At 32.5% G+C, this 25,688-nt stretch carries 23 protein-coding genes and 1 pseudogene; 18 read left to right on the top strand and 6 right to left on the bottom strand.

The features are described from left to right. Positions 1–13: 13 nt before the first annotated feature. From BW732_RS00870 to BW732_RS00860, 3 genes are all read left to right on the top strand, one after another. Entirely contained in the window at positions 14–475 is a 462-nt protein-coding gene (locus tag BW732_RS00870; RefSeq protein ID WP_077275017.1) for a gamma-glutamylcyclotransferase family protein, read from the top strand. Between the two features lie 146 nt (positions 476–621). Then, on the top strand, positions 622–2,346 hold the full coding sequence (gene gshAB / locus BW732_RS00865) for a bifunctional glutamate--cysteine ligase GshA/glutathione synthetase GshB (RefSeq protein WP_077275016.1): 1,725 nt from the start codon (positions 622–624) through the stop codon (positions 2,344–2,346). Beyond that, a complete protein-coding gene (locus tag BW732_RS00860; protein ID WP_077275015.1) occupies positions 2,339–2,902 on the top strand; it encodes a nucleotidyltransferase family protein in 564 nt (187 codons plus the stop codon). The genes gshAB and BW732_RS00860 overlap by 8 nt, the downstream gene beginning before the upstream one ends. Positions 2,903–3,000: 98 nt before the next feature. On the opposite strand, the gene BW732_RS00855 is transcribed toward BW732_RS00860, so the two are convergent. The 4 genes from BW732_RS00855 to BW732_RS00840 form a co-directional block, all read right to left on the bottom strand. After that, positions 3,001–4,305, bottom strand: a complete 1,305-nt coding sequence (locus BW732_RS00855) for an ISL3 family transposase (RefSeq protein ID WP_077274886.1) — start codon at positions 4,303–4,305, stop codon at positions 3,001–3,003. Between the two features lie 179 nt (positions 4,306–4,484). Then, the gene (locus BW732_RS00850) at positions 4,485–5,027 is read right to left on the bottom strand and encodes a P-loop NTPase family protein (RefSeq protein ID WP_077275014.1); all 543 of its coding nucleotides are present in this window, start codon (positions 5,025–5,027) and stop codon (positions 4,485–4,487) included. A gap of 3 nt (positions 5,028–5,030) precedes the next feature. Next, positions 5,031–5,816, bottom strand: a complete 786-nt coding sequence (locus tag BW732_RS00845) for an FtsX-like permease family protein (protein ID WP_077275013.1) — start codon at positions 5,814–5,816, stop codon at positions 5,031–5,033. A gap of 123 nt (positions 5,817–5,939) precedes the next feature. Next, positions 5,940–8,084 (bottom strand): LTA synthase family protein, encoded by a 2,145-nt coding sequence (locus tag BW732_RS00840; RefSeq protein WP_228414951.1) that lies wholly within the window; start codon positions 8,082–8,084, stop codon positions 5,940–5,942. A 212-nt stretch (positions 8,085–8,296) separates the two neighbouring features. On the opposite strand from BW732_RS00840, the pseudogene BW732_RS00835 reads away from it, so the two are divergent. The 4 genes and pseudogenes from BW732_RS00835 (at position 8,297) to BW732_RS00820 (ending at position 11,269) form a co-directional block, all read left to right on the top strand. Continuing rightward, positions 8,297–9,479: pseudogene (locus BW732_RS00835) on the top strand (class I SAM-dependent rRNA methyltransferase). Positions 9,480–9,502: 23 nt separating this feature from the next. Next, positions 9,503–10,270 (top strand): type I 3-dehydroquinate dehydratase, encoded by a 768-nt coding sequence (aroD, locus tag BW732_RS00830; protein ID WP_077275011.1) that lies wholly within the window; start codon positions 9,503–9,505, stop codon positions 10,268–10,270. 24 nt (positions 10,271–10,294) lie between these two features. After that, the gene (gene ybaK / locus BW732_RS00825) at positions 10,295–10,789 is read left to right on the top strand and encodes a Cys-tRNA(Pro) deacylase (protein WP_077275010.1); all 495 of its coding nucleotides are present in this window, start codon (positions 10,295–10,297) and stop codon (positions 10,787–10,789) included. Positions 10,790–10,792: 3 nt separating this feature from the next. After that, positions 10,793–11,269 carry a GNAT family N-acetyltransferase gene (locus BW732_RS00820; RefSeq protein WP_077275009.1) on the top strand — a complete coding sequence of 159 codons (477 nt, stop codon included), beginning with the start codon at positions 10,793–10,795 and terminating at the stop codon, positions 11,267–11,269. 37 nt (positions 11,270–11,306) lie between these two features. Here the strand turns inward: BW732_RS00820 and BW732_RS00815 are convergent, their stop codons facing one another. Beyond that, positions 11,307–12,578 (bottom strand): BaiN/RdsA family NAD(P)/FAD-dependent oxidoreductase, encoded by a 1,272-nt coding sequence (locus BW732_RS00815; protein ID WP_077275008.1) that lies wholly within the window; start codon positions 12,576–12,578, stop codon positions 11,307–11,309. Positions 12,579–12,771: 193 nt separating this feature from the next. On the opposite strand from BW732_RS00815, the gene gdhA reads away from it, so the two are divergent. The 3 genes from gdhA to arsC all read left to right on the top strand — a co-directional run bounded on the left by gdhA (position 12,772) and on the right by arsC (position 16,551). Beyond that, positions 12,772–14,121 carry an NADP-specific glutamate dehydrogenase gene (gene gdhA, locus BW732_RS00810; RefSeq protein WP_077275007.1) on the top strand — a complete coding sequence of 450 codons (1,350 nt, stop codon included), beginning with the start codon at positions 12,772–12,774 and terminating at the stop codon, positions 14,119–14,121. Between the two features lie 123 nt (positions 14,122–14,244). After that, positions 14,245–15,591 (top strand): glucose-6-phosphate isomerase, encoded by a 1,347-nt coding sequence (locus tag BW732_RS00805; RefSeq protein ID WP_077275006.1) that lies wholly within the window; start codon positions 14,245–14,247, stop codon positions 15,589–15,591. 552 nt (positions 15,592–16,143) lie between these two features. After that, a complete protein-coding gene (gene arsC, locus BW732_RS00800) occupies positions 16,144–16,551 on the top strand; it encodes an arsenate reductase (thioredoxin) (RefSeq protein ID WP_077275005.1) in 408 nt (135 codons plus the stop codon). Positions 16,552–16,899: 348 nt separating this feature from the next. Here the strand turns inward: arsC and BW732_RS00795 are convergent, their stop codons facing one another. Beyond that, positions 16,900–17,094 carry a CsbD family protein gene (locus tag BW732_RS00795; protein ID WP_077275004.1) on the bottom strand — a complete coding sequence of 65 codons (195 nt, stop codon included), beginning with the start codon at positions 17,092–17,094 and terminating at the stop codon, positions 16,900–16,902. Positions 17,095–17,447: 353 nt separating this feature from the next. Here BW732_RS00795 and BW732_RS00790 point away from each other — a divergent pair, with 353 nt between their 5' ends. The 8 genes from BW732_RS00790 (at position 17,448) to polA (ending at position 25,677) form a co-directional block, all read left to right on the top strand. Beyond that, on the top strand, positions 17,448–17,780 hold the full coding sequence (locus BW732_RS00790; protein WP_077275003.1) for a hypothetical protein: 333 nt from the start codon (positions 17,448–17,450) through the stop codon (positions 17,778–17,780). An 82-nt stretch (positions 17,781–17,862) separates the two neighbouring features. Next, complete coding sequence (locus tag BW732_RS00785; protein WP_126844305.1) at positions 17,863–18,627, top strand: hypothetical protein; 765 nt, start codon at positions 17,863–17,865, stop codon at positions 18,625–18,627. Between the two features lie 126 nt (positions 18,628–18,753). Next, positions 18,754–20,091, top strand: a complete 1,338-nt coding sequence (murC, locus tag BW732_RS00780; RefSeq protein WP_077275001.1) for a UDP-N-acetylmuramate--L-alanine ligase — start codon at positions 18,754–18,756, stop codon at positions 20,089–20,091. A gap of 70 nt (positions 20,092–20,161) precedes the next feature. Next, a complete protein-coding gene (locus tag BW732_RS00775; RefSeq protein WP_077275000.1) occupies positions 20,162–20,644 on the top strand; it encodes a MaoC family dehydratase in 483 nt (160 codons plus the stop codon). Next, positions 20,637–21,320, top strand: coding sequence for a Bax inhibitor-1/YccA family protein (locus tag BW732_RS00770; protein ID WP_077274999.1), 684 nt, complete (start codon positions 20,637–20,639; stop codon positions 21,318–21,320). The genes BW732_RS00775 and BW732_RS00770 overlap by 8 nt, the downstream gene beginning before the upstream one ends. Before the next feature lie 117 nt (positions 21,321–21,437). Then, positions 21,438–21,824: a GntR family transcriptional regulator gene (locus BW732_RS00765; RefSeq protein ID WP_126844303.1), complete on the top strand. Its 387-nt coding sequence runs from the start codon at positions 21,438–21,440 to the stop codon at positions 21,822–21,824. A gap of 1 nt (position 21,825) precedes the next feature. Further along, complete coding sequence (locus BW732_RS00760; protein WP_161485490.1) at positions 21,826–22,926, top strand: DUF1648 domain-containing protein; 1,101 nt, start codon at positions 21,826–21,828, stop codon at positions 22,924–22,926. Positions 22,927–23,025: 99 nt separating this feature from the next. After that, the gene (gene polA / locus BW732_RS00755) at positions 23,026–25,677 is read left to right on the top strand and encodes a DNA polymerase I (protein WP_077274996.1); all 2,652 of its coding nucleotides are present in this window, start codon (positions 23,026–23,028) and stop codon (positions 25,675–25,677) included. Positions 25,678–25,688: the final 11 nt, after the last annotated feature.

Genomic DNA, 25,688 nt, shown 5'->3' with positions numbered 1-25,688 from the left:
GAGGTAACTATTTATGACAAAAACATATTATTTAGCATATGGTTCTAATATGAATCTTGAACAAATGAGCAAGCGATGTCCAGATGCTAGTATAATTGGTAAAGGTGAATTGGATAACTATCAGTTGCTTTTTAAAGGCACCTATCCCGACAGTTATGCAACTATTATTCCTAACAAAGGGACAGTTGTTCCAATTATTCTGTGGGCAATTAGCGAACAAGATGAGTTAGCTTTAGATGTTTACGAAGACTATCCTAATCTATACCGAAAAGAAGAAATTAATGTAAAAATTAATCAAGAAAGTTATCAAGCAATGGTTTATATTATGAATGGAGATCCATCTTTAACACCACCAACTATTAGCTATTACTCAGCCATTTTAGCTGGATATTTGGCGAATGATATACCAATAGATACACTGCATCAAGCATTACTTGATACTTATGAATCATCTGTCATATCAGAGTTTAATTGAACGTATTTTATTAATTTTGGGGGGCGATTAGAATCGGTGTAATAAAAAAAATATTATGTGACAAAAACTATTTAATTAATTATTTTAAAGACTATAGCTATCAAATCGAATCCATACGAAGTTTAGTAGATCAAGAAAACTATCGAATGACTCAATTTAGTAGTGTGTTATACCCCAATCATTCGATGATTACTTTTGATTTTGACGAAAAATTGCTTAAATTAAAGACACCAATAGTCAATCAAATTAATCCTATTACAGATTATTTAGCAGCGATTCAGGAAATTGCATTACGGTCAGTCGGGCCAACAATTTTTTTAGGCTATGATACAGTAGATAATCAAGTTGATAACACGATGTCTCTTTATTTTTTTATGAATCGCTTTTTTATAAATGAAATAAGTTCACTTTTTATTGATGATCAAGATATTCTTCACCTAGAAGTTACTAGTATTTTAGTAAATTGGACTAAAGCTTTTCAGCAACTAACAGGTAATAATATGAATCAAACATTAAACTTTACTACTATATGTAATGACGATTTGGGACCGGCAATTGTTGTAGAAGGGATTAAAATAAATCCGAATCTACCGCAAGGAATTAGTGAATCTGATATAACCTATATGAGTCTTTTAATTATGTGTGCATACTATCAGGTAGGTGAGTATGACATTGATAAGTTATCATGTATGTCTTTAGCAGATATCTATCAATTAGTAGATGAGATGCTGAGCGAGTTAAATTACAGTCAAAAGGTTATTAATTTGATGAGACATTACCAATCATTAAAAGTTGATGAGTATGAATATGAGTCTAATGCTAGTCAAACATTTCATACTCAAGTTTGGGAGAATCATTTTGAGTTATCTGGTTTCACGGATATGGAACTCTCAACACAATTAATGCTTGCGAGTGCAATTGAATTAGATCTTGGTTTTCAAGTTCTTGATAAAAATGAACAAGTTGTAAAATTAACATATGGTAATCACATAGAGTATGTTAAAAATACGAATATGACAAGATTAGATTCTTATATTTCGCCTTTGATAATGGAAAATAAAACCGTTACGAAAGAATTACTACGACAAGATGGTTTCCGTGTGCCTAATGGTTGCGAATATAATAATCAAATGGATGCAGAAGCAGCTTATCAAGAATTTCGTCAAATGGCTATCGTTGTAAAACCAAAATCAACTAATTTTAGCTTGGGAATTTCTATTTTTCAAAAAGGCTTTCAACAAAGTGACTTTAAGGAAGCTATTCATTTAGCTTTTAAAGAGGATACTAGTATTTTGATTGAAGAATTTATAGAGGGAACTGAATACCGTTTTTATGTGCTTGATAATCAAGTGGAGGGCATTATTTTACGTGTTCCAGCTAATGTTAAAGGAGACGGTATTCACACAATTACTGAATTGGTGGACAGAAAAAACAATGATCCACTAAGAGGAACAGAATATCGGAAGCCACTCCAAAAAATTCGCTTGGGAGAAATCGAACGCCTAATGCTTAAAACGCAAGGCTATCAAGTTACTGATATTCCTAAAGAAGATGAGATCGTCTATTTGCGAGAGAATTCTAATGTAAGTACTGGTGGTGATTCGATTGATATGACTGACCAAGTCGATGATAGTTATAAAAAAATTGCGGTTGATGCTGTAGCAGCTTTAGGCGCATTTGTTTCAGGAATTGATTTGATGATTCCAGATTATCACAAAAAAGCACGTCGAATGTCTAATGATTATGGTATTATAGAAGCCAATTTTAATCCAGCGATTCATATGCATATGTTCCCATATCAAGGTACGCGAAGACCTTTGGCAAGTAAATTATTGCTAAAATTATTTCCGGAAGCTAGTAGATATGAGTGAATCAGAGTTAATTCAATTATTTTTAGAACATAATGATATTATGCGGATATTAAAAATAGTTGAGGAACTAAAATTAAGCGATTGTTGGCTGTGTGCTGGTGTATTACGTCAGACGGTCTGGAATAGCTTGTCTGGGCAAAAGACAGCTCTAGATGATGTGATAGACATTGATATTGTCTTTTATGATAAAAGCTTAAGCTATGAAGAAACGCAAATGATTGAAACAACATTAAGGACAAGTTATCCGAATTATAATTGGGAACTTAAAAACCAAGTCTACATGCATTTTCACAATTCTGATACGGCACCATATTGTCATACACGAGATGCGATAACGAAATTCCCTGAAACTTGTACAGCACTGGCTTTACGCTTAGATAAACAAGCAATCGAATTATTTGTACCACATGGAATTGAAGATTTAATTAACTTTAGAGTAGTGGCTACACCGCATTTTAAAGCGACAGATGCTAGGAGAAAAGCGTATAATCAGCGTGTATTAGCTAAAAATTGGCTATCGAAGTGGCCAAATCTTCTAATTGAATTAGAAAATTAAAGATCATAAAATAAAGGCTCTTTGTCAAATCGGACTGATGAGTCGGATATATGAGATGATAAATTTGAGATTATTCTCAGATTTATCATCTTTTTTAGTTATTTAATTTTAATAAGGCCGTTTATCAAGAAAATTCTTATGCGCATATTCGTAAAGGAGTTGAACCCGTAGGAAACTCTTTTAAGAGTTTTTATATGAGTGTTCTTAGCTTCGATTTTTCCATTGGAAAAATTATATTTTAGGGCATTTCGAATACCTTCCTCGTAGGAAATCAGATTGTCTATTTTATTTCTAAATTGTCTATCCAAGCTATCGGGTAAATCTTTCAATAGTTCGAAAAATGACTGGTCATCTTTGTTTCTAAAGTGATACATTAGTAAATGAAAGATATCATAAGCTTCTTTTAGATTAGAAGAGAATGAAAGTAGTCGATCAATCATCATAGATTCCGTTAAAAGAGGATGCTTTGGAGAAGGAAAGCTTCTCCAGGTTTTGAATTCTGAAATGGAAATAGTTGTTTGATTTTTCAGAAGACATTTCCAGTTTGATTTTAATTTATTGGCTTCTGAATTTTTCTTGTTGGCAACTAATGTCTTCATTTCTCGTACTCTCAAATCATTAAAAGCAGTGTTCAAATGCTTTACAATATGAAATCGATCAATGACTAGCTTAGCAGTAGGAAAGACTGTTTTAGTCAATTGAAAGTAAGCTGCATTCATATCTGTTACTAAAAATTTAACTTTTCTCCGTTCCTCCAATGAAGAGCGATTAAAGTAAGGAATGATTTTCTCTAATTTCCTACTAGGTAAAACGTCCACTAATTCACCTGTTTTCCCATCAGCACATATGAAGTTCATTTTATCTTCATAACTAGCGTGAGATCTAAACTCATCTACCATTAAAACTTCTGGAAAAGATCGAGGTTTAAGTTGTTGTGGGAGCTGTGATTCAACGGACTTAAGAACTCTTAAAACTGTAGTTAAAGAAACTTGGCATTGTTTAGATATAACTGTCATAGAGATTTTCTCAGTTAATAATTCTAAAATCTTCAAAGTAATAAATTTACTGATATGACAATTTTTTTCAACAATAGAACACTGTGCGGTCCAATTGTGAGAACAGTTTTTACAATGGAATCGTTGTTTCTTTAGTTTTAAAACAGTAGGCATATTTTGATAAGAATCTAATCGAATAGTTACTTCTTTTTTTCCATTCCTAACAACCACACTTTTTCCTTCATTATCAACAACAGTTGACCCACAGGATTTACAAGCCGAAGGCATGGGAGAATAGATGCCAAAGATAATTAAAGAGTTCTTTCCTTTAACTTTAGCTTCCTCCGTATTTGTTAAATATAAATGTTCATCTGTAATTCGTAGCATTTTTTTGATATGATTATTCACGACATGTCGTCCTTTCTATCTTAGATTTTTGGTGGTACTTAAATTTTACTAGATAGACGACATGTTTTATATTTAAATAAACTAAAAAAGGACTGATGAATCAAATTTTGATTCATCAGTCCTTTAAATTATAGAGCCAAAATAAAAAGACTAAGATAAAGAGTAAAACGTCCTTTATCTTAGTCTTTTTCGCTTGGCAAATTAATACATTGGTCATAATAAGTTGAATCGAGTAATTTTGTCGAGTTAGTTAAAATAATTATTGTCGATTGCTTTTTTTTAACAAAAAATGATAAAACCGGTAGTAAGTTAAATAAAAACTTATCTGATATACCACTATCAGTTAATTGATTGATTAAAACAGGTTGTTTTAAAGCGATAGCTCGCATAATATGCAGAGCCGTTTGTTGATTACGCGATACTTCATTAGCACAAAGACTTAAAATATCAGGACTTAATTTAAACTTATCTAAATGTGATGTAATAAAAGTTAAAACATCTGCTCGATTTTTACGCTTAATACCTAATAGTAAATTATCTTGAACGGTTAAAAAAGGAATCATGTCTTGCGTTGGAACAATAAAAGTATCATCAGTCAGGTAGTTATCAAAGAAAAAATAATTGTCAGGGGACGCTGAATAAAAGACAGTAATTTTTTCATTAGTAATATTAGTCGCTTGATTATCCAAATCATTCGTATAAGTGAGCGATAAATTTAGCATAGATTATTCAATCCTCCTATTTTTCACATGAATGAGCATATAAGAATAGTTACCTAGAAATAGTGACCAAGCACTAATTATGAGTAAAAGTACAAAGTGTTGATTGACATTTCTTATAATTTCGGTAATGGTATGTTTTTCTAAATGACTTGAAAACATTGAGTTTTCATTAAATGGTAACAGATTATTTTCGGGATTTTTAGGTATCTCAGTAGTTTCAGGTCGAGCTAAAGATTTTAAATCAGGGGCATGTTCGATGACTAAGTTTCGCTTGCTTAATTCTTTTGTACTAACACATTGATTTAAATAGACTGTTGATTTGATAAAGGTATTTTGTAAAATGCTAAGAACAAGTGTCAAAATAAGCAAACTACAAATTGCTGCAATTAGTGCATCAATCATAAAGCGAGCAATAATTTCAAAAGTCTTTACACCATTGTTTAACATGTAGTTGATTTCAGGTCGCCTTTTTTTAGAACTAATATAGCCGAATAAATAGATTATCATGAAACTTAATAGAATTAAGCCAAATAATAAATGATTATAAAAAGTTAAGAGAGAAAAATTATTTTCAAGTAATGCTTCTTGGACATTAGCTTTTGTATCGACTGAAAGGCCAGTAAAGTAATTCCATTTTTCTTGAATCAGCTCATGAGAATTTAACTGAGTTACTCGCAATTGATACAATAAGACAAATAAAAATAACAAACAGGTAAATATCAAGAAAAAAACAATAGCTAGTTTTTTATGATATTTTAAGGATAAATAATATTGTTTAATTGATGTCATATTTGTTGCCTCCACGTTACAGATTATAACGGGATAATGTGAATAAAATATGAATAATAACGAATTAAACAAAGAAAAACACTTTAATTGGTTGATTTAACCAATTAAAGTGTTTTCTATTAGCTATTTATTGTCAGATTCACTACTATTTGGTAGGGTTTCTTTTGCTTCAGGGTGGTAATCCAGATACGTTTTGGTTTTATATAAATCAACTGTTGATTTATTTCCTTTTTGATTGAAGAGACTAGTAGATTTATCACCTTTATCAGCTTCAATTTGTTTCATTTTTTCTACAGCATTTTTATAATCATATTTAGTTGAATCAACAGGTTGAAGACCACTTTCAGTATAGAATCTTAATAAGTCACCATTTGTTAAAGCATCTGAAGCCTTAAGTTGAGCACCAGCTTTTTCACGCAAATCAGCTACTTCTTTAATCTGTTCTTCAGTGGGTTCTTCTATTAATTCACCAGTTTCATTTAGATAAATTGATTGTCCAATGACCGTATATTTTGGTGTGATAAACGTACCATTTCTAAAGTTAACAATTTGATCTTTATCTTTCGAGAAGAAATCTTGTCCTAGTTGCATATAGTTTGATGTATTAACACCAAGTAAATGTAATAAGGTAGGTAACATATCGACTTGGCCACCATAAACATTAGAAATTTTACCATTAGTTTGACCGGGAATATGATACATTAATGGTACTCTTTGCATCTGAGCATCATCAAATTCATTCCAGTCATCTTTTGATTTACCTACTAATTCAGCAAGATACTTGTTACGAGAATTAGAAATACCATAATGGTCACCATACATGACGATGATTGAGTTTTCATACAAACCAGTTTCTTTTAGATAATTGAAGAATTCTTCAATTGCTTTATCAAGATAATTGGCAGTCGCAAAATAACCATTAATCGTGCTATCAGGTGTTGCAGCAAATGGGAACCCACCTTCATCACCTTTTAATTGTGAATAAGGGTAGTGGTTAGTAACAGAAATAAATTTAGCATAAAACGGTTGTTGCAAATGTTCTAAGTATTGAACCGATTGTTCCATAAATGGTTTATCGTGTAATCCATATTGGAAACTGTTATTTTCATTCACATCATAATAACTAGCATCAAAGAAGTAATCATAACCGAAACGTTTGTAGGTTTCATTACGATTCCAGAATGAACCATTATTACCATGGAAAACAGCACTTGTGTAGTCACCGTTTTGTTTTAAAATATTAGCAGCAGCTTGGAAAGTATTTTTATCACCTAATTGGGTAAAGAGAGGACCTTGTCCTAAACCAAAGAAAGAATTTTCTAGTAAGGTTTCAGAATCACTAGTTTTACCAGAACCAACTTGATGGAAATTATTTTCAAAACTGAAGGTTTCATTTGAGTGATACAATTTATTTAAGAACGGTGTTACTTCATGTTCAACACCATTTTCATCTTTTAATTTGTAATCAATTAAAAATTGTTGAAAACTTTCTAAATGGATATAAATGACATTACGATCCTTAGCAATACCAAACAATTCATCATTCGGTTTAGCATAATGATCCTTAACATAAGTTTCAACATCCATTAAGTCATTTTCGCTTGCTTGGGCACGTCGTTGACTTGCATTATAAGTTTGAACGCCATCATACACTGTAAAAGCATTCATACCTAAATATTTAACAATATGGTCACGAGAAAATGTCCGTTTTAATAATTCAGGTCGATCGGCTTCGGCTAACGTGAGGTTCACAGAAAACAAGAAAACTGAAAAACTTGTCACAGCTAAAGCAGTACGAGCCTTTATTGGACGCGGATCAATTTTGATTTTTTTGAAAGCCAAAAGTCCGATTAATACGACTAAGTCTAACCAATAAATGACGTCATACGGTCTAAACATTTTAGCAGCACTTTCACCTAAACCAGAACTAACTTTTCCAGCACCTAGCATGGTGTTGACCGTAATAAAATCTGTAAATTCACGATAATAAACAATATTTGAGAAAAGTAATGCCGTTGTTAAAAAGTAAATAACTAACAAGGCAATATACGATTTCTTTGGTCCTCTGATATATAATGCAGCAGACAAGAGAAAAAGTGTTGTTGCAATTGGATTTATGTACATAATAAATTGTTGAAACGCATTTTCAACACCTAAATGGAACTCAGTTGAGTAGGCGATGCCGCTTTTAATCCAAAAAAGCCCTGCTAAAAGTGCAAAGAAACCCAATCTGGTATTTAGCCAATTTTTTTTATAAGTATGTTTCAAGAGCGATACTTCCTTTCTGACAACAGTCATTGTTCAATAAAAAATTGAACACACAAAGCAATTTTACAATTTAAGTTCTTGACTGTCAATATTTTATGATTTGAGTAAAAAATACGTCAATTCTATATATATAAAAATTTTCTTAGTTTAATTAAAACTGATATAGTATACTATATAATAATTGAATGAAGAATTGAGGAAGATTTTGAAAAATGAATGAAATTTTAATAAAAAATCACGCAAGAAAAAAATTTTTAGCTGGTTATCCTTTAATACATGAGAATGATTTAGTCATAAAAAGTGATAGTAAAAAAGAAGAATGGGCTATTTTTCAATCAGAAGATAGACAATTTATCGGTTATGGGTATTTAGGTAAACAAAATAAAGGAGTAGGTTGGCTAGTTAGTTTTGACGAGCAACAGTCAATAACTGATAAGTTTATGCAGTTCTTAATTTCAGAAGCAATAGCTAGAAGACAATCGTTTTTTAATAGCACTCATACCACTGCTTTTCGTCTTTTTAATGGTGAAGGTGATGGACTTGGTGGTGTCACAATGGATTGGTACAATGGATATATTGTCATTTCTTGGTATAATGATACAATTTTAACGATAAAACCCTTATTACTAAGTATATTACAGCAATTATTTGGTGATAAATTACTAGGTATATATGAAAAAAATCGATTAAACCATCATGATTTACCCGAGACCCAACATGTTTGGGGAGTGACTGCACCTGAGCCGCTGATAGTTTTAGAGAACGGTGTATCCTATGCAACATATTTGAATGAAGGATTAATGACTGGAATTTTTCTTGATCAAAAAGATGTACGGAATTTATTAGTGGAAGGACTAGCGTCTGGAAAAACAGTATTAAATACGTTTAGTTATACTGGGGCTTTTTCTACAGCAGCTTTGATGGGGGGGAGCAAGTCACACAACGAGCGTTGACTTAGCAAAGCGCAGTCTAGAAAAAACTAAAGAGATGTTTGAAATTAATGGTTTTGATTCATCTAGTCAAGAAATCATTGTTATGGATGTGTTCAATTATTTTAATTATGCTGCTAAAAAAAATAAAACGTTCGATGTAATTGTACTTGATCCACCAAGTTTTGCCAGAAATAAAAAAAGAACATTCTCAGTTGCAAAAAATTATGACGATTTAGTAGCTGAGGCTGTTCAGTTGCTTAACAAAAATGGTATATTAATTGCATCAAGTAATGCTGCTAACGTTCCAGTTGAAAAATTCAAACAATTAATTGATACGGGGATTAAAGCGCAGAAACGCCGTGGTAAGCAGTTGGCATTTTATCAATTACCAAGTGATTTTGTTGTATCACAAAAATTTAAAGAAGGTAATTACCTAAAAGTATTTATATATGAAGTTAACTAAATGATAGATGGAGTCGATGTAGAATGTCTAAGTTGAAAGTTAGAAATTTAACGTTAGGTCAAGGTCAACCCAAAGTATGCGTGTCACTTATCGCTAGTAATTTTAAAGAACTTTTTGCGGAAGCAACACGTTTAAACCGTTTAGATTGTGACATTATTGAGTGGCGTGCGGATTATTTCATGTATGTCAATGACATGACATTCATGCGTAAAGCAGCTTATTTTATTCGATATGCTATTGAAGATAAACCGTTGATTTTCACGTTTCGCTCTCACGAAGAAGGCGGCGGTCAAATCATTGACGATGATTACTATCTAGAGTTAAATCGATTAATGATTCAAACCGGGCTTGTTGATGTTATTGATATTGAACTAGACAAGGTAACAAAAGAAACGAAAGAACTGATTACCTATGCGCAAATGAATAACGTTAGAGTCTTATTAAGTAACCATAAATTTGATACCACACCGAATAAACAATCCATTAAAGAAATGGTTAATGAGATGGCATTAAGTGGCGCGGATATCTGTAAATTAGCTGTGACACCTAGTGATTTGACCGATGTCCTTACAATTTTAACTGCATCAAATGAATTACAAATAGAACAACCAAGTCTAAATTTTATTTTAATTGGTATGGGCAATACTGGAAAATTAACACGCATGACGGGAGAATTATTTGGTTCAGTTATAACCTATGCGGCTAATGGTAAAGTTAGCTCTGCACCTGGTCAATTATCAATTACTGAGGTAAAAGCTGCCATGGATTTAATTGGTGACGACGAAAATTAACTTAAAATAGAAGAAGGGATTAACTTGTCTAAGAAAAAGAAACCAATAAAAACAAATGCTGTGCGTCTACTTGAGCAAAAGAAAATAGATTTTACGGTCGATGAGTATTGTTGGACAGAAAATCATGTTGGAGCAAAAGATACAGCAAAAGAACTAGGTATTTCAGCTGATCATATTTTTAAAACGCTTGTTGCTGTGGGAAATAAAACGGGACCAATAGTTGCTGTCGTTCCTGGTAATAAAGAATTAGATTTGAAAAAACTAGCAAAAATTAGTGGCAATAAAAAAGTTGACATGTTACCACTAAAAGAACTAGAACCATTAACTGGTTACGTACACGGTGGCTGTTCTCCAGTGGGAATGAAAAAATTGCTACCAACTTACTTCGCGCTAGAAGCACAGAATTTAAAAACGATGCATTGTTCAGCCGGTGCTAGGGGCTTACAGTTGTCTGTTGCTCCAATCGATTTAGCTGCTATTGTTGAGGCAAACTTTGCAGATATATCATTGGAGGGTTAAATAGTGTCAATAAGTTATCGACCTGCTATATTAAAGGACCAAAAGTTTATGACAGATGTGATGATACAAGCTTTTCATTATGATAGTCAGAAACATTTAGGCTCAAGGATATTCGCTGGACCGCCGGGTTATGATACTGGTGTACTGGCACATAAACTAATTGATTCGCTGGAACTAAAGACCCTAATCATTGATTATAACGGATTAGATATGGGGTTAATAACTATTAATTTGAATCAACATAGTCTTGAGTATTTTTGCCTTTATCCACAATATATTGGTAAAGGCTTAGGTACTAAAATTTGGTATCAAATAGAAAGTATGTTTGAATTAGATGATTGGTCTGTTGAGACGCCAGAGTATTCTCTTAGTAATCGTAAATTTTATCAAAAACTCGGTTTTAAAGAGCTAGGAAAGAAACAGTATAGTGCTACTAATTTTTCAATCTATTTATATAAAAAAATGCCAAAAGCTAATTGATTAAATAGCTTTTGGCATTTTTTATGAGTTATCTTTATTAGTAATTAAAGTAGCTAGAAATTTCCGCTGCATGCTGACCAGCTGTATGTCCCGTCACAAAAGCAGCCGTAATATTATAACCACCGGTATAGCCATTGATATCTAAGACTTCACCTGCAAAAAATAAACCATTTACTAATTTACTTTCCATACTTTTGGGCTTTATTTCTTTTAAATTAACGCCGCCTCCTGTAACAAAAGACTTATCAAGTGGATAGGTCTCAAAAACTTTAAATTCAAATTCTTTCAATAAAGTAACAAAATTTTGTAACTGCTCATCTGTCAATTGACTAATTGGCAAGCTAGTATCGATTATTGCTTTATCAAGTAAAAATTCTAAGTATCGTTCTGGTACTAAAGATTTCAATGCATTTTTAATTGATTTTTTTGGGGCTACTTGCTTGATTGATTGAATATGTTCTGTTAATTGTCTTACTGTATAGTTTGGCAAACTATCTAAGCTCATTGTGACTGTTGAGAAACCTTTAGCTAATTCTTGATTGACAAACATGCTGCATCGCAATGCAGCTGGACCAGACACACCAAAATGTGTGAATAATAAGTCCATCTGATGTGACACGACAATTTTATGTGCATCATTTAAAACAGATAGTGTAACATCACGTAATGCAAGCCCTTGAAGCGTTTTTGTTTTTACGAATGATTCTTTTGATTTTAAGGGTGATTCCGTTGGATAGAGTGTTGTAATGGTATGCCCAACTTGTTTAGCTAGTTTATAACCATCGCCAGTTGACCCAGTATATTGATAGGTTTTACCGCCAGTAGCAATAATCACGCAATGACAATAAATCACTTCACCTGTATCGGTTAATACACCAGTGATTTGCTCTGTATCAGTGATTAATTTTTTAACAGTGGTTTGCATAAAACATGTAATACCTAGTTGGTTGACTTGATTCATTAAACCATCAACAATTGCTTTTGACGTATTTGCTACTGGGAACATCCGTCCATGATCTTCCTCTTTTAAATGCACACCAAGCGACTCAAAAAAAGATATAATGTCATAATTATTGAATTGTGAAAATGCACTATACAGAAATTTCCCATTCCCTGGAATAAAATTGATAATGTCTTCAGGTGCTCTATTATTTGTTACATTACAGCGACCACCACCTGTTAATCGTAATTTTTTCCCAGCTTTTTTATTTTTATCGATAATGGCAACTTCTGCTCCATTTTCTGCTGCAGCAATCGCTGCCATTAATCCACTGGTACCAGCACCAATGATAACCACATCGTATGTCATGTATTCGCCTCCTTATTCGTTTGTTAGTGTATCATATTACTAGTTAAAGCAAAACTCCTTTTATTTACTAGTCTTGCTTCATATTATTATTCGTTGAAATTATCAGAAAAATTAAATGATTCTCATGAAATATCTTTTGTTTTACTGAAATTTTAGTATACTGAAGTTAACAATAGGAAGGTGAGTGGGTTATATGACAAATGTTAAACGATATCTAGAGGGATTACAAAAAAAAGTTCATGATACGTATGGACACCAGGAGGAATTTTTACAAGCTGTGGATGAGTTTTTACACACTGTCGCACCTTTTATGGAAGCTAATCCACAGTATAGTGAAAAAAATATTTTAGAAATGCTAATTATACCGGAACGTTTGATTGAATTTCGGATTCCTTGGATGACAGATAATGGTGAGTGGTGTGTTAATACTGGCTATAGAGTCCAATATAATTCAGCATTAGGTCCATTTAAAGGAGGACTTCGTTTCCATCCTACAGTCAATCAAAGTATTATTAAATTTTTAGGCTTTGAACAAATTTTTAAGAACGCTTTAACTTCTTTACCAATTGGTGGTGGTAAAGGCGGTAGTGATTTTGATCCAAAAGGAAAATCTGAAGGTGAAATCATGCGCTTTTGTCAAAGCTTTATGCAAGAACTACAAAAATATATTGGCGCTGATATCGATATCCCTGCAGGTGATATTGGTGTTGGTGGACGTGAAATAGGGTATCTTTTTGGAGAATTCAAGCGATTAAATGGTTACCAAGCTGGTGTCCTTACAGGTAAACCATTAGCTTACTGGGGTAGTTTAGCTCGTACTGAAGCAACAGGATTTGGCTTAGTGTATTTTGTACAGCATTTATTGGCAGATGCGCAAGATTCTTTCACAGATAAAAAAGTTTTAGTTTCAGGTAGTGGTAATGTAGCTATCTATGCTATTCAAAAAGCGCAAGCTTTTGGTGCACAAGTTTTTGGTTGTTCCGACTCTTCTGGCTATGTTATTGACGAAGATGGTATTGATGTTGATTTACTGAAAGAAATCAAAGAGATTAGACGGGAACGTATTCGTGATTATGCGGAAAAAAGACCCAATGCAACCTTTTATGAAAAGGGATCGATTTGGAATCATTCGTTGGATTACGACATTGCGCTTCCATGTGCGACACAAAATGAAATTTATGAAAAAGAAGCCAATCAATTAGTTGCTAATGGTGTGAAAATCGTTGCCGAAGGAGCAAATATGCCAACAACTTTAGCTGCTGTAACTGTGCTAAAAAAAGCAGGAATAGTCTATTGTCCAGGTAAAGCAGCAAATGCTGGTGGTGTAGCAGTTTCAGCATTGGAGATGGCACAAAATTCACAGCGTGTTCCGTGGACGTTTAAACAAGTTGATGATGAGTTAAACAGTATTATGAAAAATATTTATGAAAATTGTCGTGATACAGCTTTAAAATATGCTGAACCTATGGATTTAATGGCGGGAGCTAATATTGCTGGCTTCGAAAGAGTAGCCATCGCAATGATTAGCCAAGGTCTTGTTTAAATAATTTGAAAAAATTCCAGAATGTTACAGTAACATTTTGGAATTTTTAGTGATTAAAGAATCGAAAAGTGGTAAAATACAAGTGAACTGCGTTGTTATCTATATATAAATAGGAGGATTATTATGGCACACATTAATTTTGATTTTTCTAAAGTAAGCAAGTTTATTGGTGAGCATGAATTAGGTTATATGCAAGCTGAAGTAACTGCTGCTCACAAACAATTACGAGAAGGTACAGGTGCTGGTAGTGATTTCTTAGGTTGGATTGATTTACCAGTAAATTATGACAAAGATGAATTTTCACGTATTAAAACGGCGGCTAAAAAAATCCAATCTGATTCAGAAGTTTTAGTTGTTATTGGTATTGGTGGTTCTTATTTAGGTGCAAAAGCTGCAATTGACTTCTTAAATAATTCATTTTATAACTTACTAGATAAGGAAGAACGTCAAGCACCACAAATTTTCTTTGCAGGAAATAGTATTAGTTCAACTTATTTAGCAGATTTAATTAATGTGATTGGTGACAAAGACTTCTCTGTAAATGTTATTTCAAAATCTGGGACAACGACTGAACCAGCAATTGCTTTCCGTGTTTTTAAAGAATTATTAATTAAAAAATATGGTAAAGAAGAAGCAAACAAACGTATTTATGCAACAACTGATAAAGCTCGTGGAGCAGTTAAAACTGAAGCTGATGTTGAAGGCTGGGAAACATTTGTCATTCCAGATGATATAGGTGGCCGTTTCTCTGTTTTAACAGCTGTAGGTTTACTACCAATTGCTGTAACAGGTGCTAGTGTAGATGAATTGATGGCTGGTGCTGCTACAGCTCGTGAAGAGTATTCTGTAGATGACTTAGAAAAAAATCAAGCCTATCAATATGCGGCATTACGTAATGTTTTATATCGAAAAGGTAAAGTAACAGAATTATTAATTAATTACGAACCAAGTTTACAGTATTTTTCTGAATGGTGGAAACAATTATTTGGCGAATCTGAAGGTAAAGACCAAAAAGGTATTTACCCATCAAGTGCTAACTTCTCAACTGATTTACATTCGTTGGGACAATATATTCAAGAAGGACGCCGTAATATTTTCGAAACAGTGATTAAAGTAGATAAAGCTCGTCATGAATTGACTATTCCATCAATGGATCAAGATTTAGATGGCTTAGGCTATATTCAAGGAAAAACAATTGACTTTGTTAATACAAAGGCTTTCCAAGGGACACTTTTAGCTCATACAGATGGTGATGTTCCTAACTTTGTAGTAACTATTCCACAAACAGATGCCTTTACTTTAGGTTATTTAATGTATTTCTTTGAAATAGCAGTAGGTATTTCGGGTTACTTAAATAGTGTCAATCCTTTTGATCAACCGGGTGTTGAAGCGTATAAGAAAAACATGTTCGCACTTTTAGGTAAACCAGGATTTGAAGAGCTAGCAAAAGAATTAAATGAACGTCTATAATAATTTGTAAAAAAGACTCTTTGTCAAAATCGAATAGATGAGATAAATTGTGAAGATGATAAATGTGAGATTTCCCTCATATTTATCATCTTCTTTAATTTATATCATCGTTTTTCAGATGTTTATTAGGGAAATTCGTTATGATTCTATTAGCTTAAATACGATAGATATCAATTGCTTGTTTAAAGGTTAAGTTATCTCTCTAATTGGCTCAAGTCTCGTATAATTAGTCTGTGATAATTGTAAAAAAATATTGAATTATTAATAAGTCCTGTTAGAATAGTAATGCCAATTATTATGTTCTTTGTAACATTCTTTTTGTCTAAGATAGTGATAGTATGTTGTTTCATTATGTTCATTAACACATTGACTAGTAGTAAGGTTAATTTGGGAAATGCTATTGAAGTTAGAGTAGTTCTGATTAATTTAGTTATAGCTTTTATTTTAATTATTGGTCTTTTAGTTAAGGTTTCCACATTCATTGACTATATTAGTTAACCTAGCTTTTAAATGACCAGATAAATTGTTTACTCAAAAGGAGTTGTTATAATAATGAAAAAAATTTATTTCCTATGTACTGGTAATTCGTGTCGTAGTCAAATTGCAGATGGTCTAGCAATATCAATCTTAAATTCTGATGAATGGGAAGTTAGAAGTGCCGGAATTGAAGCACACGGGCTTAATCCCAGAGCTGTAAAGATAATGGATGAAATCAATATTGATATTAGTAAAAACAAGTCTGAAATTATTGATACAAACTATCTTAACTCAGCTGATTTAGTGATTACTTTATGTGGTGATGCTTTAGAAAATTGTCCAGTAATACCGGCAACTGTCGAACATCAGCACTGGGGATTAGAAGATCCAGCTAAAGTTACTGGAACAGAAGAAGAAATCATGAGCATGTTTCGTGAAACAAGAAATGAAATAAAAGATAGAATCGAAAAATTAATGATATAAAGCTAGAGATAATTTAGAGATTTGAAAATAAAAAACAATGATACATGTATTCTTTGTCAAATTAGAAAAATGAGATAAGTCTATAAGGTTAAAAATCTTTGATTATCCTACTTTTATGTGTTAAAAAGACTTAGTCCTAAGCGGTAATTGTCTTATTTATTAAAAATATATTTTTAATAAATAATATTTTCTAATATGGCAAAATACTAGCATAGCTCCCATTTTGGCTTTGATTTTATTTGGTACTTAAATTTTTTCGGATAGAAAATGGTTTGGTAATTAAATAGACTAAAAAAGGACTGATGAATCAATTTTTGATTCATCAGTCCTTTAAATGATATAGCCTTATTATTTATCTAGTTTTTTCTTCGCTTTGTCGACTAATTCATCTGCAGTATCTTTAGCATTGGATGACATTTCCTTTGCCTTACCTACTGCTTGATCAGCCAAACCTTCAGCTTTTTTCTCACGATCATTTGTGATATCACCGGCGACTTCTTTTGCTTTCCCTTTTACCTTATCCGTAAAACCTCGATCAGTCATAAAAAATCCTCCTCGATATTTATTTAACATCTTAACTATAACATAAAAAAAACGAACAAAGCAAAATTTATGAATTATCACAAACTAATTAGTATTATTTTGATGAATAATTCGCTTTTGAAGTCGATTAAAAAAAGTAAAACCATAAGGCGCAAATTTTTAGGGGGAGGGGGAGTTTGCACCTTATAGTTTATTCATAGAAGGATTATAACATATTAAGCGCTTACTTGTGTGAAAAATTAAAATTATATTAGTTTTAACCAAAGTACATTGTAATAAACTGCAAAATTTAATTAACATTATATAGTTTATTTGATATACTTTGTTTTATAATTACATTGGAGGAAGAGAAAATGGTTAAAAAAAATACTAATAAAAAATATGGTCCAATCTTGTATTTGATATTAGGGTTTTATGTGATTGAATTAGTGTGGTTTTTTTATTCTCAAATTTTCAAAAAATTAGCTAATAATCAAGTAATTGATGTGGCATCAAAAGAACTTGCGGTTATTTTGGTTATTAGTATGCTAATATTGCTAATATTTATGATATTAAGAAAATCTCGTAAAATTAGTAGCGTAGTAATAGGTGTATTAATTTTCAGTGTTATAGCTTTTTGTATTTTAGCGCCTATTTTTGATGTGTATATTCCAGTATTATGGCAAATATTCCATAGTTTAACCTAAAAGTTTAGCTGGGTGACTGGCTAAACTTTTTTTTTAGATACACTTGTGATAAACTAGCACTAGTTAATTAAAAGGAATGATAATGATGGAAAGACAGTCAAGAACTAGAAAACACTTCCGTTTTCCTGCATATGATGATGATGAAGGTGTAAAATTAAAAACTAAAAAAGAACGTGATTTATTTCAAGATTTCTTAGATGATGGTTTTGTCCATAGAACAAAATTTAACTTATCTAGTCAAGAGTCAGAAATAGACCCTGTTGAGATGACTGATGAGCCAGATTATTTTGGATCTGACCGAATGGAAAGTCAGAAACAAGTGTATAGCTCACCAAGAACATCGCGAAATATTCAGGCGAAAACACCTTTTCATGAGAAACATTTGACTTTGCCTGATAAAAAAATTGCGCAAAAAAATTATACAACGGGTAATAAATCCAATAGTTTGAAGTCTGAGCAGTCGAACTTTTCCAATCGATTAGTAGAAACAGATCGACTTGGTAAAGCACGTTATCAAAACCGTGGACGTTCAAGACAACAATTTCAATCGAGTTATCATTTGCCAGGCGACGACGAAGGCAAAATTTTTAAACCCAAACATATTCCAGCATCTATGATTGATGATACTTATGATACAAAACTAAAAAGTGTCGAAAACAAGCAGGAATTAATGTCAGAACTTCGTAAAACTGCTGATGAAAATCAACTTAGAATGGCATTTGACCCAGATTATTTGGAAACAGCGACTGAACCAAAGAATGAAAATAAACATCAGCGTTTAGATAAATCATTAAGTGGTATTATGGCTGATGAAAATACATCGTCTGCCGGTCATTATTTCGATTAAACTTGCATTGTTTTTTATGATCAATGTAAGTTTTTTTATTGAAAAATAGATTAAAATGTAAGATAATATTGACTGCGTAACTTTTTATGGTTATAAATTGTTAGTCAAACAGAAAAGGGGATTTTTATGGAAATTCATAAAAATAATACTTACCATTTTGTAGGTATTAAAGGATCAGGTATGAGCTCTTTAGCTCTACTATTACATCAAAAAGGTTTCAATGTACAAGGTTCTGACGTTGAGGAATATTTTTTTACTCAACATGAACTAGAAAAAGAAAATGTATCAATTATGCCTTTTTCTGAAAAAAATATTGATGGCGATCTTGTCGTTATCGCAGGAAATGCTTTTCCAGACAGCCATGTCGAAATTAAGGCAGCACTTAAAAAAGGGATGCCTGTTATTCGCTACCATAAATTCTTAGGGCAATTTATTAATGACTATACAAGCATTGCTGTTACAGGATCACATGGGAAAACTAGTACGACAGGTATGTTAGCGCATGTATTATCTGGAGTGGCGCCTACAAGTTATTTGATTGGCGATGGAACGGGACACGGTGTACCTGGGGCACAATTCTTTGCTTTTGAAGCGTGCGAATACCGTCGACACTTCTTATCTTATGAACCAGATTACGCCATTATTACTAATATTGATTTCGATCACCCTGACTACTATAAGGGAATCGATGATGTTTTTGACGCTTTTCAAACATTTAGTTCTGGTGTCAAAAAAGGTATTGTTGCTTTTGGTGATGATGTTAATCTCAGAAAATTAAAAACCACTGTTCCTATTTATTACTATGGTGTTACTGATAAAGATGATTTTCAGGCAATTAATATTGAACGTACAACTGAAGGTTCTCGTTTTGATGTTTTGCATAACGAAAAAAATATTGGTCACTTTATTGTACCGGCTTATGGTTTACACAATGTACTAAATGCATTAGGTGTCATTTCAATTGCTTATCTTGAAGGATTGAATATGAAAGAAGTTTCTCACGAGTTACAAACGTTTAATGGGGTTAAACGCCGCTTTAGTGAGAAACAAGTGAATGACATGATTGTCGTTGATGATTATGCCCATCATCCCGCCGAAATTAAAGCAACAATTGATGCGGCCCGTCAAAAGTATCCTGGTAAAGAAATTATTGCTGTCTTTCAACCACATACCTTTACTCGAACAATCGCTCTTTTAGACGAATTTGCTGAATCATTGGACTTAGCTGATAAAGTTTACTTATGCGATATTTTTGGATCAGCACGTGAAGATGCTGGTGCTGTAAAAATTGAAGATTTAGGTAACAAAGTAAGTAAAGGTGGACAAGTATTAAAAGTTGAAAATCTATCACCATTACTTGATTATCACGAAGCTGTAGTTATTTTCATGGGAGCAGGCGACGTACAAAAGTTTGAAGCTGCATATGAAAAATTATTAAGTAGTACGCGTAAAAATAATATGTAATAAAAGCATTTTGATAGGTATCTGTAGCAAATACTGGTAAAATGTAATCATTGGAGGTGTGTATATTATAATGCTAAACTATTCTAGAAAAATCGGAAAAACAATTGATGAGTTAGTTGAAGGACAATCGATAAGTTTGACTGAAACAATCGAAGACAGTCAGTTATTGCTGTATTTAGGGTTAACGAATGATGCTAATCCACTGTTTATTCAACATGATTATGGTAAGGAAACTGAGTATGAACAACCAATCGTACCAACAATTATGTTGATGGGGATTATTTCTAGTACGATTTCAAAACATCTGCCCGGACCTGGATCAAACATTGTTAATTTTTCGTTTAATTTAGTTCAACCAGTTTATCATTATGAGACGCTCACGTTTCATTTTGAAGTTATTAAAATTGATAAAATGAAAGATGTAGTAACTATCTCAATCAAAGCACATAATTATGAAGATGATCGAGTTTTAGATAGTGTGGTTATGGTTCATCCTCCAAAATTAATTAAAACAACTCAAATTGAAGAGGAAGTGACAATTAACAATGAATAATATGGAACATACACAAGCAAGTGGCTTGTCAAAATTTTATAGTAAAGTTTACGGTTTTTTAGGCTTAGGAATTGGTATTAGTGCATTGACATCGTTTTTAGTTTTAACAGTTTTTAAAGCTCAGATGGCTGCATTATTAGCTACAAGTTCGTTTGCTTTTTGGGGTATTTGGATCGCGCAATTAGTATTAGTTTTTTATCTAGGTAAAAATGCGTTTAGTGATTCTGGTAAGTCGATTATCGGTTATATCGCATATTCGGCTTTAACAGGTGTCACATTATCCATTACTTTACAACTTTATTCTGGAGGCACAATTGTTAATGCATTTGTAACTTCTGCTGCAACATTTATTGCAATGTCTGTAGTTGGTGTGGTTATTAAAAAAGATCTAAGCGCTATTGGACATGCGTTATATAGTTTAGTTTTAGGGATTATTATTGCCTCATTACTAAATATATTTTTATTAAAAAGTAGCCCTGTTGATTTCTTTATTTCATTAGCAATGGTTGTTGTATTTGCTGGACTTACAGCATACGATAACCAAAAAATTAAAGTTCTCTATTCTCAAATGGGTGATCAAGCAACATCAAACTTAGCTATCTATTGTGCTTTAAGTTTATATTTAGATTTGATTAACTTGTTCTATGCCTTTTTAAGAATTTTTAGCCGCGACTAATTTAAAAAAATCGGTCCCTAATAGTAATTAGGGGCTTTTTTTTGCATCAAAAATTGTTATACTTTACATATAACAAAAATTGTTATAGTATATATATAACGAAAAGAGGTGGAACCTTTGTTTATCAATATTGATATTGAATCAGATATACCTGTTTATCTACAACTTATTTATGAAATCAAACGATTAATCATTACTGGTAGCTTGAGACAAGGAGAATTTTTACCCAGTATCAGGAACTTAGCTGGAGATATTGGAATTAATATGCATACGGTTAATAAATCTTATAAACAATTAGTCGCTGAGGGAATTTTAGTCAAAGATACCAAAGGTTTTAAAGTCGGAGCGTTGTCTAAACGACAAATGAATCGGACTTTAAAAAAAGAATTTAATGAACGTTTACGTCAAATTTTGATTGATGCAGCCATGTTTAATTTATCCTATGAAGAATTCAGTGAGTGGCAAGCAAAAGTAACGGAAGATATTATGAAGGGGAATGATTAACATGGTGATGACAAGTATCATGTCAGTTTTAATAATTGCAATTGATGTAACAATGGGATTAACGCCTTTATATAGCCGTCGTAGTAATCTATTTGGAATTACCATTCCTAGCAGTTTACAAAACGATCCTGACATAAAAAAAATGGGAAAACGTTTTATCAAAGGAATGCTGTGGCTTAACGTTCCACTTTGTTTACCGCTAATTGTCTTTAATAATCTACCTCTAACAAAAGAGAATGAGATGATTTTTTCTGGTTATCTGGGATTAGCTATTTTACTAATTTTTATTGTTTATTTTATTCTTTATGCAGACACAAGAAAGAAATTAATCTGTTATTTAAGTCAAAAAAATGTTAGTAATTCTCAATCAACGATTCGTCTGGACTTGAATTTCAGACAAAATTTAATTTTGGTGTCAAACTGGTTAATCGTGGGGATTAATTGTTTGATTTTATTAGTGGGAGTTGTTTATACACTGCTAACTTATAGTAAAATTCCTAGCGAAATTCCTACTAATTTTAATTTTCAAATGGAGCCTGATGCATTTGTATCCAAATCACCACTACATGTAATGACGATGCCCATATTACAGTTATTTTTACTTGGAGTTTTTGTATTAACTAATCGCGGATTTAAACAAGCTAAGCAACAGTTAGCAAGTGAGAAAACTAGTATCTACTTAGCAAATGATATGAAATTTCGACGCATTTCTTCGATAGGCTTGCTGATATCTTCAATTTTTATCCAAATTTTACTAACGATGATTCAAGTTGTCACAGTTACTCCTGATGCTAACTATGGTTTATTATTACCAGTTGTGATTTGGACGTTAGTTGGAACTATAGGGATTAATTTATATTTAGGTATTAAATATCGCCAAAGCGGTGAGCAACTGACACCTAATATTAATTTTGATATGATGAAAGATGATAAATTTTGGAAGTTTGGTTTGATTTATTGGAATACTAATGATCCAAGTATTTGGGTTGAGAAAAAAGTTGGGACTGGGTTATCATTGAATTTTGCTCATTGGCAAAGTTGGTTTTTATTAGTAGTTGTTATTGTCTTTCCAATCGTAATGATTGCTGTATTAGGTAATTAAAAGAGAAACTCATGAGAAATTGACTCATGAGTTTTTTCTTTTCGCAAAGCAACCTATTTTTTGTTAGAATAAGGTGATAAGGATAGAAGAGGTGTCTAAATGGAAAAAAAGAAATTATTATTAGTTGATGGTAATAGCGTCGCTTTTCGCGGTTTTTTTGCTTTGTACCAATCATTAGAACGATTTAAAAATAAACACGGGTTACACACCAATGCGCTGTATGCCGTTAATAATATGCTAGAAAATATTTTAGAAGCAGAGAAGCCCACTCATGCACTGATTGCATTTGATGCAGGTAAGACAACGTTTAGGCACGCTTTTTATGATGAATACAAAGGTGGTCGTTCGAAAACTCCAAGTGAATTTAAGGAACAAATGCCTTATTTAAGAGATTTAATTGAGGGTTTTGGTTTACAACATTATGAATTGGCAAATTATGAAGCCGATGATATCATTGGCACGTTAGCGAAACAAGTCGCATCTGATGAATACGAAGTTGTTATTTTAACTGGTGATAAGGATTTACTCCAATTAGCGGATGATCACATTACCGTTAAAGTTACGGTTAAAGGCGTGAGTGAGATTGAAAGCTACACACCAGAGCATATTAAAGAAAAATATACACTAACGCCTGAACAAATTGTGGATATGAAAGGCTTAGCTGGTGATCAATCAGATAACATCCCTGGTGTGACTAAAATCGGTGAGAAGACAGCAATTAAACTTTTAACGCAATTTGGAACTGTTGAAGGAGTTTATGAGCACATTGATGACTTGAAAAAAAGTAAAATGAAAGAAAATCTCATTAATGAAAAAGAAACAGCACTATTAAGTAAACGATTAGCTAAGATTGATACGCAAAGTCCCATTACAATTTCAGTCGATGAACTTGATTATAAAGGGAAGAACTTGGATAAATTAGTGTCTTTCTATCAAGAAATGGACTTTAATTCTTTCTTAGCTAAGCTAGATACATCATCTATTGATATTCCAGTTGAAAAAAAAGAAGATATCGTCTATACATTAGTTGATGTACCAACAGAAGAGATGTTTCAATCGGATATGTCACTTTATATTGAAATGTTGGAAGACAACTATCATACATCGCCAATTATTGGAGTAGCATGGGGAAAACAGAATCATCTATATGTCGCTACAGATGATTTGATTTTTGATCATCCGCTATTTAAACAATGGATTGAAAATGTTGATATGACTAAAAAAACCTATGATATGAAACGGACCTATGTTGCATTAAGACGTTATAATCAACAGCTTAAACAAGTGAAATTTGATGCGCTATTGGCTGCTTATATAGTTGATTCAACGAATAATAGTGATGATGTCGCTGAGGTATCTGAAAAATTCGGGTATCATGATGTTGATCGTGATGAAGTCATCTATGGAAAAGGAGCTAAAAAAGGCATCCCAGATGATATGAGTGTCTTTGCTGAGCATTTAGCACGAAAAGTATTAGCCATTGATTATTTATATGATAAATTATCTAGTGAATTGGAAGAAAAAGAGCAAGTTGACTTATTTTATCAGATGGAATTACCTTTAGCTAAAATTTTAGCAGATATGGAAATCGAAGGAATCACCGTCGATGCTAGTCGCCTTGTGGCAATGAAGGGGGAATTTGCTGAACGCCTAAAAGAAATTGAACAAAAAGTCTACACAGAAGCTGGTGAGGAATTTAATTTGAATTCACCAAAGCAATTAGGTGTCATTTTGTTTGAAAAAATGAAATTACCTGTTATTAAAAAAACTAAGACCGGCTATTCGACAGCCGTCGACGTACTAGAAAAATTACAACATGAAGCACCAATCATTGATTATATTTTAGAATATCGTCAATTGGCGAAAATTCAATCGACTTATGTTGAAGGATTACTAAAGGTTATTTTTGCGGATCATAAAATTCACACACGTTACTTACAAACTTTGACGCAAACAGGTCGTTTAAGTTCTGTTGACCCCAACTTACAAAATATTCCAATTCGTTTAGAAGAAGGTCGTAAAATACGTCAAGCATTTGTCCCACGTCAAAAAGGGTGGAAATTATTTTCATCTGATTATTCCCAAATTGAATTGCGGGTTTTAGCTCATATTTCAAATGATGAACACTTAAAACAAGCGTTCATTAACGGTGAAGATATTCATGCTGCAACAGCTATGCGTGTCTTTGATATTGCTAATCCTGAAGATATCGATGGCAACACTCGACGTCAAGCAAAAGCTGTTAACTTCGGAGTTGTTTATGGAATTAGCGACTATGGATTATCTCAGAACCTAGGGATTTCACGTAAAGAAGCTAAAGCGTTTATTGACCGTTATTTTGAAAAATATCCTGGTGTAAAAACATATATGGAATCAATTGTTCGTGATGCGAAAGAGTTAGGCTATGTTGAAACATTGTACCACCGTCGTCGTTATTTACCGGACATCAATTCACGAAATTTTAATTTACGCTCATTTGCTGAGAGAACGGCAATTAACACGCCTATCCAAGGTAGTGCGGCAGATATTTTAAAGATTGCCATGATTAAAATATCTGAGAGATTAAAAGAAGAAAATATGCAGGCAACTATGCTTTTACAGGTTCATGATGAGCTAGTCTTTGAAGCACCAGAAGAAGAAATTGAAAAATTACAACAATTAGTTGAAGAAACTATGGCACATGCTGTTGACCTTCACGTCCCGCTTTTAGCTGATAGTAGTGTTGGTGATACATGGTATGATGCAAAATAAATATAAAGAGG

Source organism: Vagococcus penaei, from assembly GCF_001998885.1.
GTDB lineage: Bacteria > Bacillota > Bacilli > Lactobacillales > Vagococcaceae > Vagococcus > Vagococcus penaei.
This window is presented reverse-complemented; position numbering and strand designations above follow the sequence as displayed.